Below are 15,707 nucleotides of genomic sequence, written 5' to 3'. Positions count from 1 at the left end.
AATTTTGCCTTAACGAGTCGGCTGGCTATGTAAAAAATTTCCTAAGAGAAACCTCTAATGATGTGAGATAATTATTCATATTTTGCAACAACCCAATTTTTTATATAAAATTGTTTTGACAATATCAAAAATAATGTATATAGTCATTCTTAGATAAAAAAGAACGGAGAGAATATAAATGGACCAAGGCCCCTACCATAGCTTAATTACAATTCTTATTACAATTTTATTTTTAATAATCAACGGCACTTTTACAGCCATTCACTCAGGATTAATTACACTTAATCCAATGAAATTAGAGGAAGAGAAAGAAAATGATACAAAAACTAGGACTATTCTAAAGATTATATCTGATCAAGATAGACTAAATCAATCTTTCGACATAGTAAATATAATATTTTCCCTTTTAACAATTGCTTATTTTTCAAATAGGTTAAGTGATTTAAGTTCTGATGGCTTTTTCTTTGGTGGAATGATCTCTTTAAGGTGGATGACCTTTATTGAGATAGTTATATATGCAATTATAAAAGTTATATTTGTAGATAAGATTCCACAAAGAATTGGCGTAAGATTTCCTATGGAAATAACTAGATATACTGTAGGTCTTATTAGATTTGTAATGTTTTTGACCAAACCTTTAGTTTCTATAACCACATCTGTAACAAATTTTTTTATGAATATCTTTGGTATAGAGGCAGGAGCAGTCGAAAAAGAAGTTACAAGTGAGCAGATCAAATCTATATTCCAAGTTGGTGAAAACCAAGGAATTATTCGACCCATGGAGTCTAAGATGATTAACTCTATTATGGGATTTGATGATCTTATTGCAGAAGAAATCATGACAGCGCGTACGGATGTCTTTATGATTGATATTAACGATAAAGATAAAACTTGGCTTGATGAATTTAGTAAAATAAGACATTCTAGGATCCCAGTGTATGAGGATGAGTTAGATAATATATTAGGGATTCTATATACCAAAGACTATCTACTTGAAGCTACTAGAGTGGGGATTAAGAATGTCCATTTAAAAAGTCTTATAAAGCCAGCATATTTTGCTCCAGATAAAATAGAAACAGATAAGCTTTTTTCTGATATGCAGATAAAGCATACCCATATGGCAGTTTTGATAGATGAATATGGTGGATTTGCAGGAGTAGTAACTATCGATGACCTACTAGAAGAAATTGTAGGAGACCTAGAAGAAGGAACAAGCAAAGGACCTGAATTTAGGGAAAATCGCAAGGGAGTTTATATAGTTAAAGCGTCTATTTCTATTAAAGATCTTAATGAAAAAATTCCTATAGATATAGATGAAAATAATGAAAACTTTGATTCCTTAGGTGGCTTTATAATAGATAAACTAGGCTATATACCAGAAGAGGGAGCCAATGAAACAATAGAATACAATGGCTATGAGATAAGAATCCTTTATATAGAAGATAATAGGATAAAAGCTTGTAGGATCAGACGATTGCAATATTCTGGGGATAAAGATCATTCCAAAGATGGGAATATTTTATACGAAGAAAAATAAAATTTAAAGATACTTGCAAATATTATGATGGACTTTGAAATATAATTGTAAGTATATGAGATGGTATTAAAGGGTATAAGATTATACTCTTTAATGCCATTTTTTTATTTAGTTTATATTAGATTAAAATGAATTTTATAATTATCTTAAAACTTGTTTCTAATATTGTATTTGTGGGGGGGAAGCTGCTATAATAAAATAAAAATGGTAAGAAGAGAGGAAAAATTATGAAAGAAATAAAAAATATTTTTAGTATGATTTGATTTTATAGTAAGTTATGCTTAATGTCAGCTGAAATGATAGGTGCATGGTCTACAGACTCATATAAATACTCTTGCCTTCTTACCAACTAAAACTATATACCGAGGGAAATATGAAAAAAAATATATTTTTTATAATCTTAACTTTATCGCTTGTAGCTTGTTCTTCTAATAAAGTCGATAAAGAAAGTGAGCAAAATAAAGCTGAGGTCATAAGTAATTTGGGTGAAAGCGAAAAAGCAGATTTAGATAAACTTGCTACACATAAGGAAAGTGGAGTTTATCATTATAAAACTTTTAATACAAAAGATAATTCTGTAATTTCTGAAGAAGTTTATGGAATTAGTGATTCCTATGAATTTAGAACTAATAGTAATGGTATTTATGAGTTCAGAGATAGAGATACCTCTACTGTAGCTAATACAAAAAGTAACTTGTATTATCAAACTAATATAGCCTATAAGAAAGATGAAAGAGAAGGTATTTCTGAAGAGCTTTATAATGACCTTTATCAAAAAGGTAAGTTCAGTATAGTAAAAGATGGTAAATATATTACTTTAAAATTCGATAATGGAGACTATAGAAAATATGATTCTGATTCTTTAGATCTTATCGAGGAAACTTTCACTAGTGAAGATATGCATCTGATAAGAAAATTGGAATCTCATGACAATAATGTTGAGGGTGCTTATAAAAAATACATAGATATAATAAATAATATGCAAAAAGTAGATGATATTGGACAAGTAACAAAAAATGAATAAGAAGAAATATATTACTATTCCTATAGTTTTAATAATAACAATATTATATGTCACTAAAGTATATTGTCTAAATAAGGATTATCCACAAAAAGATTATATAGAAAGCGTAAATATGAACGAAGAAATATTATGTCAGGATTTTGATATAAGGGTGGTGGATGCCCGTATAGTAAGTATAGATCCATCCGGATTTCCTATTGCTGTTATAAGTTATGATATTAAAAATACTTCTAATAAAAAAGTGGATTTATCTAATATTTATGACAAGTTGTCATTGTATTCAAATTATGACAAAGGAGACATACAAAATATAAACTTGGGATTTGATAATAGTCAGTTTGATAACACTTATGATAAAAATGAGCTTGTACTAAATCCTAAAGAAGAGAAGATATTTAAATTTAATTACTATCTGTTAAAAGACTATCAAAGATATAATAACTTTATCTATATTAATAATAGCTTGTATGCTAAAGAATTTAACAATCATTTAGAAGATGGAGTTATCTTTTATAAAACTATCAATTTAGAGGAAATTTATGAATAAGTTAATTTTAACTAGAATCTTTAAAAGAAAGCAATTTATTATGCTCATGTTAGCTACTGTGATAATAAATTACTTTAATTTTTTTAAGACTAATAATGAGGTAACATATGTAAATCTATTTCCTCTTCAGTCAGCTTGGAATATGAATATGATGATGACAGGTGGATCTACTTTAGGTGGGATTATGTATTTATTTTTATCATTTATCTTAGCAAGTTTAGCTCTTAGTGATACTCTAATAGAAGATCGTAAAAGTGGTTTTGAAAATCAACTATTAGTTAGAATGAATAAAAGAGACTATTTAAGATCCATATACATATATAATTTTATTTTTGGTGGATTATTTGTAATCTTTCCATATCTAATAAATATATTATTATGGTTAATGGTGAGACCTATGTTTGCTATGAATTATATAAGTGCTAGTTTGATAAATCAAGCATTTTTATCCGATCTATTTATAAAATCTCCAGTTTTATTTTTATTAGTACATATTTTTATAGTTTTTATTGTTGGTGGTATAATGTCGAGTTTAGCACTTATTATAAATGATAAATTTAATAATAAATATGTTGGAGGATTAGCAGTTCTTATTATAGATATTATAGCGTCAATATTAAATCAAATATATGTATTTACTACAGAAGACTATGCAAGCTTTGTCGGTTTAAAAGATTTAGTAATTAATCGAGTTTTACCTGACAACTTATTAAATTGGATGTATATTTTACTTGCAGTATTTATTCCTATATTATATTTAATAAAAAAGAGCAGAAAAGAAGAAATAATATGAACTTATTTTATAGAGATTTTAAGTACCAATTAAAAAGATTTAAATTTCCAATGATAGCTATGATTTTGGTGTATGCATTTATGATATTTTTATCTACTATAGGCGATAAAAGTGTTTCACTTATTATAAAATTTTTTAACAATGCTTATATAGATATTGGGATCATTGATACGTTAGATGAGTTTTTTATACCAAATCATTGGTTACTTTTACATTTAATACCTGTAACTAGTTTAGTTTTAATATTAGTAAAAGATCATTATGACAATGGAATATATAACTTAATGAAAGTAAAACGTAAAACTACATATTTTTACTCTAAAATTATAGCTTCTACATTAATTAATTTGCTTATAGTAGGAGTATTTGTATTAGCTTTATTTATAATTGAAAATTTTAATAATTATCATGATCCATCATATAACTTATTTTTTCTAAGAATTATGACTTGCTTAGTATTAGAAAACGCAATACTTACATTTATAGGAGTAATGATTGCATTGAAATTTTCTACTATGCTATCTTTACTTTTTTTGATATTGGACTTATCCCTAACAATGTTATCAAATTTTCCTTACATTTTAGGTCAAGCGAGCTTAGCATTCAAGCAAGATTTTTTAGGAGGAACTTATAATTTATCTAGCAATATGTTATTTTTATTGGCAACGAGTCTTATTACACTAGTAATATCCTATTTTTATTTTAAAAAGTATAACTTCTATGGAGATGAAAAATGATAGAAATAAATAACTTATATAAGTATATATCAGGTAATCTAATACTAGATGATATCAACTTAAATTTAAAAAATGCTTGTGTTCATGGATTTGTTGGTAGAAATGGTTCTGGAAAAACTATGTTATTTAGAGCTATTTGTGGCCTTATAACTATAGATCAAGGCGAAATAATAATAGATGATAAAAAAATTACAGATAATGATATAACTCAAAATATAGGATTATTATTAGAAAATCCTTCATTCTTGAATGGATTATCTGGATTTAATAATCTTAAAATGATTGCATCTATTAGAAATATTGTAGATGATAAAAGAATAGATGAAGTAATTGAAATAGTAGGATTGAGTCAAGCAAGAAATAAAAAGTTTGAGCAATATTCTCTTGGGATGAAACAAAGACTAGCTATAGCAAATGTAATAATGGAAGATCCAGATATATTAATATTTGATGAGCCGACTAATGCTATAGATGAAGAGGGAATAGTAGTTCTTAAAAAAATAATCAAAGAAGAAAGAGAAAAAGGAAAGCTAATATTATTAGCTAGTCATGAGAAAGAAATAATAGAAGAATTGTGTGATGATATTTACTATATGAAAGAGGGGAAAATTATTACTAGATAAGGTTAAAAGCTTATAAAAGAGATTTACAAATTGGAGATAGCAAATAAAAAAGGCCTGTAATGGGTTTTAAGGTTACCCCATAAAGTTGTACCCAATACCAGGTCTGGTAGTTATACTAGTTCCGGTATTTTATGGATATGTAAATAATTTTGTGTATCAACCTAAATCCTGAGTAAGGGTAAGGGTTGATACATTTTTTATGTATCAATATATGTCCATTCCTATAGGAATAGAGCTTGTCTTAATTTTAAATAACTTTAATAAACTGTCAAATTTCATGAAAGTTTACAGCAAATTTCACACTTGATTTTTTACTTATTTAAAACCTCACTTCAAAAAATATTGATAATTGTGATAAGATTTGATCCCAGTCGCGTATTCTGCTCGTCCATTTACTTTGAGGCATCTACCATTGCTAGATACAAACTTTTTTGTAGAGAATAGTCACTTGGAAATATGGTCTTGTTTTTAGTAACTTTTCTTAGTTGTCTATTGAAGTTTTCCATGGCATTTGTAGTATATACTAGTTTTCTTATCCCTTCTGGATATTTGAAATATGTGGATAGTTCTGTCCAGTTATTTTCCAAGAGCTTACAAACATCGGATATTTTTTATCCCATTTTTCTTCAAAGATGCCTTTGTTAGAGCTAATTCTTCTGTTGATGCTTTGTATACTGCTTTTAAGTCTTTCATTAATTCTTTTATATCTTTGTAGGATACATATTTTGTTGAATTCCTTATTTGATGGATTATGCATTTTTGAATTTCTGCTTTTGTATATACTGCTTTTTTGACTACTATGTTGTTTTCTCTTACCTGGTAATGTATAGCGGCTAGGAATACCATAGGGTAGACTTTTTCTAATACTCCCTTTAACACAAAGTCTACTTTATGTACATCTCTAAAGACATCTTTTTTTCCAGACTTACCTACTACGGAACGTCCATAGACTACAATTACAGCATCTTTTAATTGATTTTCCATATTATATTATCCTTTCTATATTTCTATCACAATATTTGATAATAGTATAACGCTAATAGAATTTAATATATTAGTTAAAAAATGGCAAGTATTTTATTTTTTCTTAATTAGTTTATAGTATATTTTACAGCAGATATATAACGAGACTCTTCTAGAAAGAGTTAATTGAGAATCTAAAATATGGGGAAAGTTATGAGGATATTTTTAAAAGAAGATTTAGTGATAAATTTGCCTAATCAAAGCCTTCTAAGTTATACATTAGAATTTCATATTGAATACTGTAATGAATTAATTTATAGATTTGACTGACTAAGTAGGGTGATATTCTAGCTATTGAAACTATTTTAATCTAACAAAGAAAGCTTTAAGTTTATTAATATTTTTGAATAGAAAGTTATTTTTGACATGTACAAAAGAAAGAATTTGATATATCATGATAATGGTTATCAATGTTGAATGTAAGCTTATATTTAAATGAAAGAGAGGAATTAATTTGAAATTATACAAAAAATTATTTTCCTATATGCCAGAAAAAAAGATTAATGGAATATTGTCTCTAATTTTCACGGCATTTGGATGTTTTATACAGTTTTATGCTTATTATTTAATTTGGCAGATACTTTTTAATGTTTTTACACAAAGAAACTCTTTAAATATAAAATCTAGTGTATCGATTGTTTTACTTTTATTTATAGGTCAAGCGGTTTTATATATAATTGGAACTTGGATGAGTCACTTAGCAGCTTTTAGATTAGAAACAAGGCTTAGAGAAAAGGGAGCAGAGAATTTACTAAAGGCGTCTAAAACTTTTTTTGATACTCATCAGTCAGGAGAAGTCAGAAAAATTATAGACAACAATGTCGAGCAAACTCATATGAGTGTGGCTCATTTAATACCTGACCATACAGCGGCAATTATTACACCAATACTATTACTAATCTTGGTTTTTAATATAGATCTTTATCTAGGAATATTTTTTGTGACAATTGTGTTAATATCTATGTTTTTACTTTACAAAATGTCTGGTGAAAAAGATTTTACTATAGCTTATATGAAAAAATCTGACGAGCTTAATGGACAGGCTGTTGAGTATGTCAGAGGATTGCCAGTTGTAAAGATTTTTAATGCTCCACTCATAGGCTTTAAAAAGCTATATAGGACTATTAACGACTATAGAGATATGGTTTATGAATATTCTATGTCTTGTAGGTTGCCTTTTGTAAGCTTTCAGTGGGTATTAAACATATTTATCATCACGCCTATATTTATTGCCATTTACATGGTAAAAAATGGAGCAGATCCTTATCTTTGGTCTGCCAAAATTTTGTTTTTCACATTGTTTATGGGTTTATTTTTCTCGGATTTGATGAAGATAATGTATGTAGGTTTGTACAATGTAGAGGCCAATACAGCAGTTGACAATCTTGAGAGTTTATTTGACGAGATGAAAGATAATGCGATTACTTATGGTAATGATGAATTTATAGAAAATTATTCTATAGAATTTAAAAATGTAAGTTTTTCTTATGACAAAAAGACTAAGGTTATAGACAATTTATCTTTTAAATTAGACCAGGGTAAAGTTTATGCCCTAGTAGGACCATCTGGAGGTGGCAAATCAACTATTGCAAAACTTATTTCTTCTTTATATCCTATAGATTCTGGAGAAATTTTAATTGGCAATAAGAATATTTATTCTTATAGAAGAGAAACTTTAATGGATAATATTGGCATGGTTTACCAAAATCCAAAACTATTTCAAGGAATTTCAATTTTTGAAAATGTAAAACTTGCCAAAAAAGATGCATCTGAAAAGGAAGTTTATGATGCTTTAAAACTTGCAAAATGCGATCAATTCATAGATAGGTTTGAGGATGGTTATGATTCTATAATTGGATCAAGCGGGGTCAATTTATCAGGTGGAGAGATACAAAGAGTGTCTATAGCAAGGATATTTCTAAAAGACCCTAAGATCATTATTTTAGATGAAGCATCAGCTGCAGCAGATCCAGAAAATGAATATGAACTTCAACAAGCTTTCAAAAGTCTAATGGAAGGCAAAACAGTTATTATGATTGCTCATAGACTGTCATCTATTCGTGGAGTTGATGAGATATTAGTAGTTGAAGACGGAAATATAATTGAGCGTGGAAGCCACGATTATTTGATGGAAAAGGAGGCTAGATACAAACAATTTGTAGATTTGTATGATGAAGCCAACCAATGGAGGATAAGCTAATGAAAGATTATTTAAAAAATAGATTTGCCCTAACAGATGAGGGTGCAAAGGGAACGTCGATAGCTATTTTTTATTCCACCCTTAAAAACCTATCTTTTATGTTGCCTATATTTTTGCTAATGTATACAATCCAGGGTTTGTTGGGTCTTGGGGACTTTTCGCTTAAAGCTACTATAATATCCTATATTATTATAGCTTTTATAATGGCCTTGGTACTTGATAAGGATTATAAGACAACCTATAACGAGACATATAAAGAAAGTGCAAATTTAAGGATTAGTCTTGCTGAAAAATTAAAAGATTTGCCCCTATCATTTTATGCTAGCCACGATCTTACAGATTTATCCCAAACTATAATGAAGGATGTAGAAACTATAGAACACTGTCTAAGTCATTCTATCCCAGGTTTTTATGGTTTTATAATTAGTTTTTGCATCGTTTCAATTTTGTTATTAATAGGAAATGTTAGACTAGCCTTGGCTATAATTATTCCAATTTTAGCAAGTGTATTATTGACATTTTTATCTAAAAACAAGCAAAAAAAAGCTACAGGTAAATATTATAAAGATCAAAGAGAATCTGCTAGGATTTTTCAAGAGCTTATAGACGCATCTACAGAAATCAAAGCTTATAATTTAAGCGAAAGCAAAGAAAAACAAGCAATTAACTTTGTAAATAAGCTTGAGAAAAACCATATTGCTACTGAAATATCTCAAGTTATACCAGTAATACTTTCACAAATAGTGGCAAAATTTGCCTTAGGTTTTGTCATGTATTTTGGCTTAAAAGAACTTAATGAAGGAAATATAAATATTTTATACTTTTCCGGCTACTTATTTGCTGCGGCAAGGCTAATAGATGGAGTAGATCAATTTACAACATTCTATGGAGAATTTATGTATATAGATTCACCAGTTGAAAAAATCAAAGCTATTGAATCGGCAAATATGCAAAAGGGTCACAGAAGTGATTTAAAATCTTTTGATATTACTTGTGAAAATCTCGAGTTTTCTTACAAAGATGGCAAGAAAGTAATAGATAATGTTTCCTTTAAAAGTAAGCAGGATAAAGTAAGTGCCTTGGTAGGCCCATCTGGTTGTGGAAAGACGACCTTACTTCGACTTTTATCAAGACTTTATGATTATGATAAAGGCAAGATAACTATAGATGACAAAGAAATTAATGCCATAGATACTAAGGATTTATTTAGCCATATATCCATGGTATTTCAGGATGTAATATTATTTAATGGAAGTGTTATGGATAATATAAGGCTTGGAGATTTATCCGCAAGTGACGATGAAGTTTTGAAAGCTGCAAGGCTTGCCAATTGCGACGAGTTTGTAAACAAACTTCCAATGGGATATAAAACTCTAATTGGAGAAAATGGGTCAAACTTATCTGGAGGAGAGAGACAGAGAATTTCAATAGCTAGGGCATTTTTAAAAAATGCAGAAATAATTTTATTAGACGAAATAGCAGCTTCTTTAGATGTAGAAAATGAAAAGTATATCCAAGAGTCTTTAAATGAACTAACAAAAAATAAGACAGTAGTGCTCATATCTCATAGAATGAAGTCAATTCAAAATGTAGATCAAATTATAGTTATGAATGAGGGGAAAATCGAAGCTTTAGGAACTCATGAATATCTTTTGGACAATAGTAAAACTTACGCAAAAATGATAGAAAGCTCAAGGCTTTCTGAAGAATTTGTATATTAAGGGAGGTTTTTTATAAGTGAATAAATTTAATGTACGAGATTTAGTAAATGCAGGAGTATTTTCTCTTTTAGTCGTTATGGCAGTATGGGTTGCTGGCATGATAGGTTTTATACCTGTGCTCATGCCTCTTGTCCCTTTTGCTTGTTGTTTGTTATCAGGACCTATTTTTATGCTCTATTCAACTAAAATAGATAAATTTGGTATGATTTTGATAATGGGCATTATTTTTGGCTTGGTATTTTCTTTAAGTGGTCATGGCTCTCTTGCTTTTCCACTCATTGTTCTTATTGCTTTAGTTTCAGAATTTATAATGAAAAAAGGTAATTACAAAAGCATAAAATATGCAAGGTTAACTTATATGTTTTTTTCATTATTTTCTGCTGCTAATCTATTACCTTTATATATAGCTAGAGATTCTTATAAAGAGAATTTGATAAGCCAAGGTTATAAAGCAGACTTTGTAGAAAAGTTAATGTCAGTAATGCCTACTTGGTCATTTGTTCCAATTGTTGCTCTTGGTGTATTAGGTGCTTATTTAGGTTGTACGCTAGGAATAAAAATACTTAAAAAACACTTTATAAAAGCAGGAATGGCATAGATGAAGCTTGATTTTAGAACAAAACTACTTTTAACTATAGTAGTAGGAGTTGTTGTAATTGAAGGGAGCCTAGTACATAACTATTATTATTTAGGAATGTTCTTGTGCTTCTTACCTTATATTTTTGCCTTGGTAGATAAAAGATGGTCAATGCTTATAAAGGGAGTAGTAGTAAATACTCTCGCCATTGTAGGAAATAAATACTTATTAATACTTCCTCAAAATATACGGACTATGATATTAAACTTGTATTGTGGAATTACTATGAGCGTTCTACCAGGCTTTATGATGGGTTATTATACAATCAGCACTACTACTATGAGTGATTTAGTTTATGCTCTAAAAAAAATAAAGCTTCCTGATTATATAATAATACCAATTTCAGTTATGTTTAGATTTTTTTATTCCATAAAAGAGGACTATCAAAAAATAAATGAGGCTATCTATATGCATGGATTAACAGCAAAAAATTTCTTTAAAAATCCAGTTAGGATTTTGGAATATAAATTTGTTCCCTTGCTAATGATAACCTCACAAACAGCTGATAATGTATCAATATCTGCAATGACAAGAGGGATGAAAGTAGGATGTGAACGTTCTAGCATTTCAAATACTAGACTTAAATTTTTTGATTATGTCTTTTTAGTATTTTCCTTGCTTTTAATAATTTTATTTATAAGGGGAAAGTATGCTAGAATTTAAAGATTTTGGATTAGACTATGAAGATGTTGACAAAAAAAGTTATAAGATATTAGAAAATGTCAATATAAATTTTGAAAAAGGCTCTGTGAATGTAATAACTGGGGAATCCGGCTCTGGTAAGTCATCGATTATTAAAGCTATCAATGGAATAATTCCTGAGATTGATAAGGCAAAATTGAGTGGGAAAATTGAATTAGATGGTAAGAATCTAGTAGATATGACCATAGCAGATAGAAGTAAGTTTATATCTACGGTATTTCAAAATCCTAAAAATCAATTTTATGCAGTAAATTCTCTTGATGAGATAGCTTTTGCTTTGGAAAATAAAAATATAGAAAGAGATGAAATATTTCAAACTATTGATAGATATAGCAATATATTAGGTACAGAAAAACTTCTTGATAAGGACTTATTAAAATTATCAGGTGGACAGAAACAATTAGTGGCAATTACTTCTGTAGCAGTTTTAGATAATGATATATATGTATTTGATGAACCCTCAGCCTCTCTTGATAAAAAAGCAATTGAAAAGCTAGCAAATGTTATTAAAATCTTAAAATATATGGGTAAGATTATAATTATCGCTGAGCATAGACTTTATTATTTAAAAAATATACTAGATAAGCTTTGTATAATTAAAGAAAATAATCTTATAGAATATGATAAAGAAGAAGTAAATAATGATTTGATAAAGACTTATAATCTAAGAAGATTAGATGAAATAGGGATTAATGAAATAAAAAATGAAAAATGGACTAGAAAGTCTTTAGATGATAAGTCATATGATCATAATCATGCATTAAAATGTATTAATTTTTATTGCAAATATAAAAATAGTAAGCGAGTTTTATTTGACTTTAATATTTCTTTTGATCCTGGGATATATTTTATAATTGGTAAAAACGGCATAGGAAAAACATCCTTTATTAGGAATTTGTGTAAGCTAAATAAGAGGCAAAAGTCTTTAGTTTACTATAAAGGTCAGAAAATTAAGTCAAGTGGAGATTATATATCCCTTGTAATGCAAGATGTAAACTATCAGCTTTTTACAGAGAGCGTATATAAAGAGATTTCAATAGTTACAGAGGATGAAAAAATAAAAGATGAAAGTCTTTCTAAACTTGGCTTAATAGATAAGAAAAATATACATCCTCAAAGCTTATCTGGTGGACAAAAACAAAGACTTGCCCTAGCTTTAGCATATGCAAGTCCAAAGAAAATTGTTATCTTAGATGAACCTACATCTGGTCTTTGTATGACAAATATGAAAAAAACAATTGAAATAATTAAAGAAATGAAAGAGATGGGAAAAGTAGTAATAATTGTAACCCATGATTATGAATTTATAAAGATAGCTAATGAAAATGTTGTGGAGTTTATAGATGAATGTTAAGGGTATAGAAAGCTGGGGATTTAGGGCTTATCCTACAGAAGATAAAGAAATTTTTGATTATAAATCTATAATTTGTTCAGAGAATAAAATGAGAGGATATTTAATATTTCCAGGAGTTTATATAATATATATAGATTTTAAAGAAAAATATATGGCTGAAAATTCATTTGAAAATGGAAATTATGGCTATAGGATAGCTTATTCATATGAGGGTAATTATTTTACTTATATAAATAATTCTAAAGTGTTGATTAATAGACAGTTATTTATAGGTAAGTATATTCCTAACTCTAAACAATCATACACTAATAGAGATAGAACGACTGCTTTTAATATAGTGATAACCCCTAATAACTTAGATGAAAGTATTTTCTATTATGATATCATTAATAATTTTTTAGATTCTTATAAAAATGTAAGAGATATAGGATGTATTTTATCTAGCCCAAAAGCGTTGAATACAGCTGATGAACTTATATTATCACTAAAAGAAGAAGATAAGCTATTAATTTCATTAAAAACTTTAGAGTTAATATATTTAATTTCCAAGGGGAAAGTGTATGATAATAGGCTTAAGTATTATCAACAAAGCGAGGATGATAAAATCATTTTGATAGAAAAATATTTTAGAGAGAATTTATCGGCAAATATTAATCTGGATTTAATATGTGATAAATTTAGTATCTCAAAGACAAATTTAAATACCAAATTTATTAGAAAGTATCAACATACCCCTATGAAATATCTAAATAATCTTAGGATGATTAAAGCTCAAGAGTTTTTAATAAATACAGACAATGATATAATTCAGATTTCAAACGTATTAGGCTATACAGATCCATCAAATTTTACAAGATCTTTTAAAAAATATACTGGACTTTGTCCTAGTAAATATAGAAATTTAAATAGGAAATAATTTAAAGTAATAGTAAAAAAATGATTTTTATAAAAAGGTGCTGTTGCAAAACTATGAATAATTATCATCCCATCATTAGAAGGTTCTCTTAATAAATTTCTTTAGTAAATTTTTTGCATAGCCTGCTGACTCGTGGAAACAACGTTTCCGTAGAAGTTATTCTAATGATTTTGGGACGATTTATTCATCTCCTGCAACAGCTCATTTTTTATGAATGGTGACTTAATCTGTAATTAAATCTAGCTTCAAGTAATCATTATATTTTCTAAGAAAAAGCATGCCGCCATCTAGCATATATATATTATCAAAAGCTAAGTTATCCATCATTTTTATAAGTTTGGATACTTGGGTTCCCGTTTCATCATAAAATAATATTTTTCTATCTTTTGGGAGTTGACTGACTTTTTCTTTTAGATTCTTACTATCAAGTAACTTAGCGTCTTTTATATGACACTCATTAAAGTAAACTTCATTTCTGATATCGTATATATCATATTCGTCTTTAATATCTTTAAGCTCAGACAATCTAACATGTTTTAGCCTGTTTTCTTTTATATTAATTGCTTGGCTAGCTATTACGTTGTTAGCATCTTCTGTAGTGGAATAGTATGGCTGATAGCCTAACTCTAAATCGTATAGGTCATAGATTGTTCCTCCCATTTTTATAAGAGTAGCTATTACATCTATTCTCTTATCAACTATTCCTTTACCAAGAGCTTGAGCTCCATAAATCTTGCCTGTTTCTTTATCAAAGAGAAGCTTCATATATATAATTTTTGAATCGGGCATTATACTTACTATATCTGAGTGTGATATGAGAGTTGTATCGTAAGCATAGTTTTCTTTTTTTAGGATATTTTCGCCAAGTCCTGTTACTGAAATATTTAAATCAAATGATTTGATTGAGAAAGTGCCTATGTATTTTAAGGCTTTATCATCTAACCCTAATATATGCTTTGCAACAAACTTTGCTTGCCTATGAGCAGGCCATGCTAGTTTTAGATTTTGCTTTTCGCCAGTTATGAAATTTGTTATATCAATTGCATCGCCTATGGCATAGATATTTGGATCATCAGTTTGATAAAAGTCGTTAGTTACAATTGACCCCTTATCTGTAATGGATAGGTTAGCATCTTTGGCTAATTTATTATTTGCGTTCATACCTAAAGCTAGGATCACAAGATCTGCTGGGACTTTTTTGCCAGATGCAAAAATCACTTCTTTATCATTTATTTCGATAAGTTCTTTTTCATGAACTATATCTACATTATTGTCTATAATATTTTCTTCTATAAAAGCTTTTAGTTCATCATCTACTACCCCTAAAATTTTTCCCCTGATAAACATGTTTACGTGTGTATTAGCAAGTTTATTTAGGGCATGAGCAGCTTCTATTGCTATGAATCCTCCCCCTGCAACAAAAATTTCCTTTGGATGATTTTTCTCACAATAAGCTCTTATGTTTTCTACGTCTACGACATTTTTTATAGAAAATACATGGGACTTGTTAGTTCCCTTTATGGATTCTGGTAAGTTAGGACTAGCACCAGGAGCTAGCACTAAGTAATCATATGACTCGTTAAATTCTTTACCGCATCGTTTATCTAAAACTTTTACATATTTTTCTTTTCTATTTATATCTATAACTTCATGATAGTTATATGCATCAATATTATAATTTTTCTTAAATATATCACTATTTCTATGCACTAAAAGTGAGCTATCTTTGATTTCGTAGGATAGATAATAAGGCAACTCACAATTGCCAAAACTCATATCCCTATCTTTCTCAAACATTACGATCTCAATGTTCTCATCTAATCGTCTAAGGGCTGCTCCACAAGTAGCTCCACCAGCAACAGCTCCAACTATTACTACTTTCATAAATTTATC

General features: G+C 28.5%; 15 protein-coding genes. 12 read left to right on the top strand and 3 right to left on the bottom strand.

Annotated elements, in window-relative coordinates:
- Nucleotides 1–178 precede the first annotated feature (178 nt).
- The 6 genes from ABXG81_RS08900 (at nt 179) to ABXG81_RS08875 (ending at nt 5,261) form a co-directional block, all read left to right on the top strand.
- Entirely contained in the window at nt 179–1,537 is a 1,359-nt protein-coding gene (locus tag ABXG81_RS08900; RefSeq protein ID WP_117520456.1) for a hemolysin family protein, read from the top strand.
- A gap of 373 nt (nt 1,538–1,910) precedes the next feature.
- The gene (locus ABXG81_RS08895; RefSeq protein WP_353528812.1) at nt 1,911–2,561 is read left to right on the top strand and encodes a hypothetical protein; all 651 of its coding nucleotides are present in this window, start codon (nt 1,911–1,913) and stop codon (nt 2,559–2,561) included.
- The gene (locus tag ABXG81_RS08890; RefSeq protein WP_353528811.1) at nt 2,554–3,108 is read left to right on the top strand and encodes a hypothetical protein; all 555 of its coding nucleotides are present in this window, start codon (nt 2,554–2,556) and stop codon (nt 3,106–3,108) included. Before ABXG81_RS08895 ends, ABXG81_RS08890 begins: the two co-directional genes overlap by 8 nt.
- A complete protein-coding gene (locus ABXG81_RS08885) occupies nt 3,101–3,901 on the top strand; it encodes a hypothetical protein (protein WP_316112299.1) in 801 nt (266 codons plus the stop codon). The genes ABXG81_RS08890 and ABXG81_RS08885 overlap by 8 nt, the downstream gene beginning before the upstream one ends.
- Nucleotides 3,898–4,638, top strand: coding sequence for a hypothetical protein (locus ABXG81_RS08880; RefSeq protein ID WP_288222918.1), 741 nt, complete (start codon nt 3,898–3,900; stop codon nt 4,636–4,638). Before ABXG81_RS08885 ends, ABXG81_RS08880 begins: the two co-directional genes overlap by 4 nt.
- The gene (locus tag ABXG81_RS08875) at nt 4,635–5,261 is read left to right on the top strand and encodes an ATP-binding cassette domain-containing protein (protein WP_316112302.1); all 627 of its coding nucleotides are present in this window, start codon (nt 4,635–4,637) and stop codon (nt 5,259–5,261) included. Before ABXG81_RS08880 ends, ABXG81_RS08875 begins: the two co-directional genes overlap by 4 nt.
- Before the next feature lie 392 nt (nt 5,262–5,653).
- Here ABXG81_RS08875 and ABXG81_RS08870 read toward each other — a convergent pair whose 3' ends face one another.
- A complete protein-coding gene (locus tag ABXG81_RS08870) occupies nt 5,654–5,848 on the bottom strand; it encodes a transposase (protein WP_353528797.1) in 195 nt (64 codons plus the stop codon).
- Nucleotides 5,849–5,852: 4 nt separating this feature from the next.
- On the bottom strand, nt 5,853–6,245 hold the full coding sequence (locus ABXG81_RS08865) for a transposase (protein WP_353528810.1): 393 nt from the start codon (nt 6,243–6,245) through the stop codon (nt 5,853–5,855).
- Nucleotides 6,246–6,738: 493 nt separating this feature from the next.
- On the opposite strand from ABXG81_RS08865, the gene ABXG81_RS08860 reads away from it, so the two are divergent.
- From ABXG81_RS08860 to ABXG81_RS08835, 6 genes are read left to right on the top strand one after another with little or no spacing between them, the layout of a single operon-like run.
- Complete coding sequence (locus ABXG81_RS08860; RefSeq protein WP_353528809.1) at nt 6,739–8,484, top strand: ABC transporter ATP-binding protein; 1,746 nt, start codon at nt 6,739–6,741, stop codon at nt 8,482–8,484.
- A complete protein-coding gene (locus ABXG81_RS08855; RefSeq protein WP_353528808.1) occupies nt 8,484–10,205 on the top strand; it encodes an ABC transporter ATP-binding protein in 1,722 nt (573 codons plus the stop codon). The genes ABXG81_RS08860 and ABXG81_RS08855 overlap by 1 nt, the downstream gene beginning before the upstream one ends.
- Before the next feature lie 16 nt (nt 10,206–10,221).
- Nucleotides 10,222–10,803, top strand: a complete 582-nt coding sequence (locus tag ABXG81_RS08850; RefSeq protein WP_115595736.1) for an MptD family putative ECF transporter S component — start codon at nt 10,222–10,224, stop codon at nt 10,801–10,803.
- On the top strand, nt 10,804–11,505 hold the full coding sequence (locus ABXG81_RS08845; RefSeq protein WP_073998609.1) for an energy-coupling factor transporter transmembrane component T: 702 nt from the start codon (nt 10,804–10,806) through the stop codon (nt 11,503–11,505). It begins immediately after the preceding gene.
- Nucleotides 11,492–12,898, top strand: a complete 1,407-nt coding sequence (locus ABXG81_RS08840) for an ABC transporter ATP-binding protein (RefSeq protein ID WP_117520450.1) — start codon at nt 11,492–11,494, stop codon at nt 12,896–12,898. The genes ABXG81_RS08845 and ABXG81_RS08840 overlap by 14 nt, the downstream gene beginning before the upstream one ends.
- Nucleotides 12,888–13,814: an AraC family transcriptional regulator gene (locus ABXG81_RS08835; RefSeq protein ID WP_209813495.1), complete on the top strand. Its 927-nt coding sequence runs from the start codon at nt 12,888–12,890 to the stop codon at nt 13,812–13,814. Before ABXG81_RS08840 ends, ABXG81_RS08835 begins: the two co-directional genes overlap by 11 nt.
- Before the next feature lie 222 nt (nt 13,815–14,036).
- On the opposite strand, the gene ABXG81_RS08830 is transcribed toward ABXG81_RS08835, so the two are convergent.
- Entirely contained in the window at nt 14,037–15,698 is a 1,662-nt protein-coding gene (locus ABXG81_RS08830; RefSeq protein ID WP_353528807.1) for an FAD-dependent oxidoreductase, read from the bottom strand.
- Nucleotides 15,699–15,707 lie beyond the last annotated feature (9 nt).

It is taken from the genome of Anaerococcus nagyae (assembly GCF_040364225.1).
Lineage (GTDB): Bacteria > Bacillota > Clostridia > Tissierellales > Peptoniphilaceae > Anaerococcus > Anaerococcus nagyae.
Note: the sequence above shows the minus strand (reverse complement) of the source record. Positions and strands in the feature narration are given on the sequence as shown.

Excerpts from the sequence above, each read along its gene's own strand:
- ABXG81_RS08885 (WP_316112299.1), top strand. The coding sequence starts at position 3,101 with ATGAATAAGTTAATTTTAACTAGAATCTTTAAAAGAAAGCAATTTATT.
- ABXG81_RS08895 (WP_353528812.1), top strand. The coding sequence starts at position 1,911 with ATGAAAAAAAATATATTTTTTATAATCTTAACTTTATCGCTTGTAGCT.
- ABXG81_RS08855 (WP_353528808.1), top strand. The coding sequence starts at position 8,484 with ATGAAAGATTATTTAAAAAATAGATTTGCCCTAACAGATGAGGGTGCA.
- ABXG81_RS08875 (WP_316112302.1), top strand. The coding sequence starts at position 4,635 with ATGATAGAAATAAATAACTTATATAAGTATATATCAGGTAATCTAATA.
- ABXG81_RS08830 (WP_353528807.1), bottom strand. The coding sequence starts at position 15,698 with ATGAAAGTAGTAATAGTTGGAGCTGTTGCTGGTGGAGCTACTTGTGGA.
- ABXG81_RS08835 (WP_209813495.1), top strand. The coding sequence starts at position 12,888 with ATGAATGTTAAGGGTATAGAAAGCTGGGGATTTAGGGCTTATCCTACA.
- ABXG81_RS08890 (WP_353528811.1), top strand. The coding sequence starts at position 2,554 with ATGAATAAGAAGAAATATATTACTATTCCTATAGTTTTAATAATAACA.
- ABXG81_RS08840 (WP_117520450.1), top strand. The coding sequence starts at position 11,492 with ATGCTAGAATTTAAAGATTTTGGATTAGACTATGAAGATGTTGACAAA.
- ABXG81_RS08900 (WP_117520456.1), top strand. The coding sequence starts at position 179 with ATGGACCAAGGCCCCTACCATAGCTTAATTACAATTCTTATTACAATT.
- ABXG81_RS08845 (WP_073998609.1), top strand. The coding sequence starts at position 10,804 with ATGAAGCTTGATTTTAGAACAAAACTACTTTTAACTATAGTAGTAGGA.
- ABXG81_RS08880 (WP_288222918.1), top strand. The coding sequence starts at position 3,898 with ATGAACTTATTTTATAGAGATTTTAAGTACCAATTAAAAAGATTTAAA.
- ABXG81_RS08865 (WP_353528810.1), bottom strand. The coding sequence starts at position 6,245 with ATGGAAAATCAATTAAAAGATGCTGTAATTGTAGTCTATGGACGTTCC.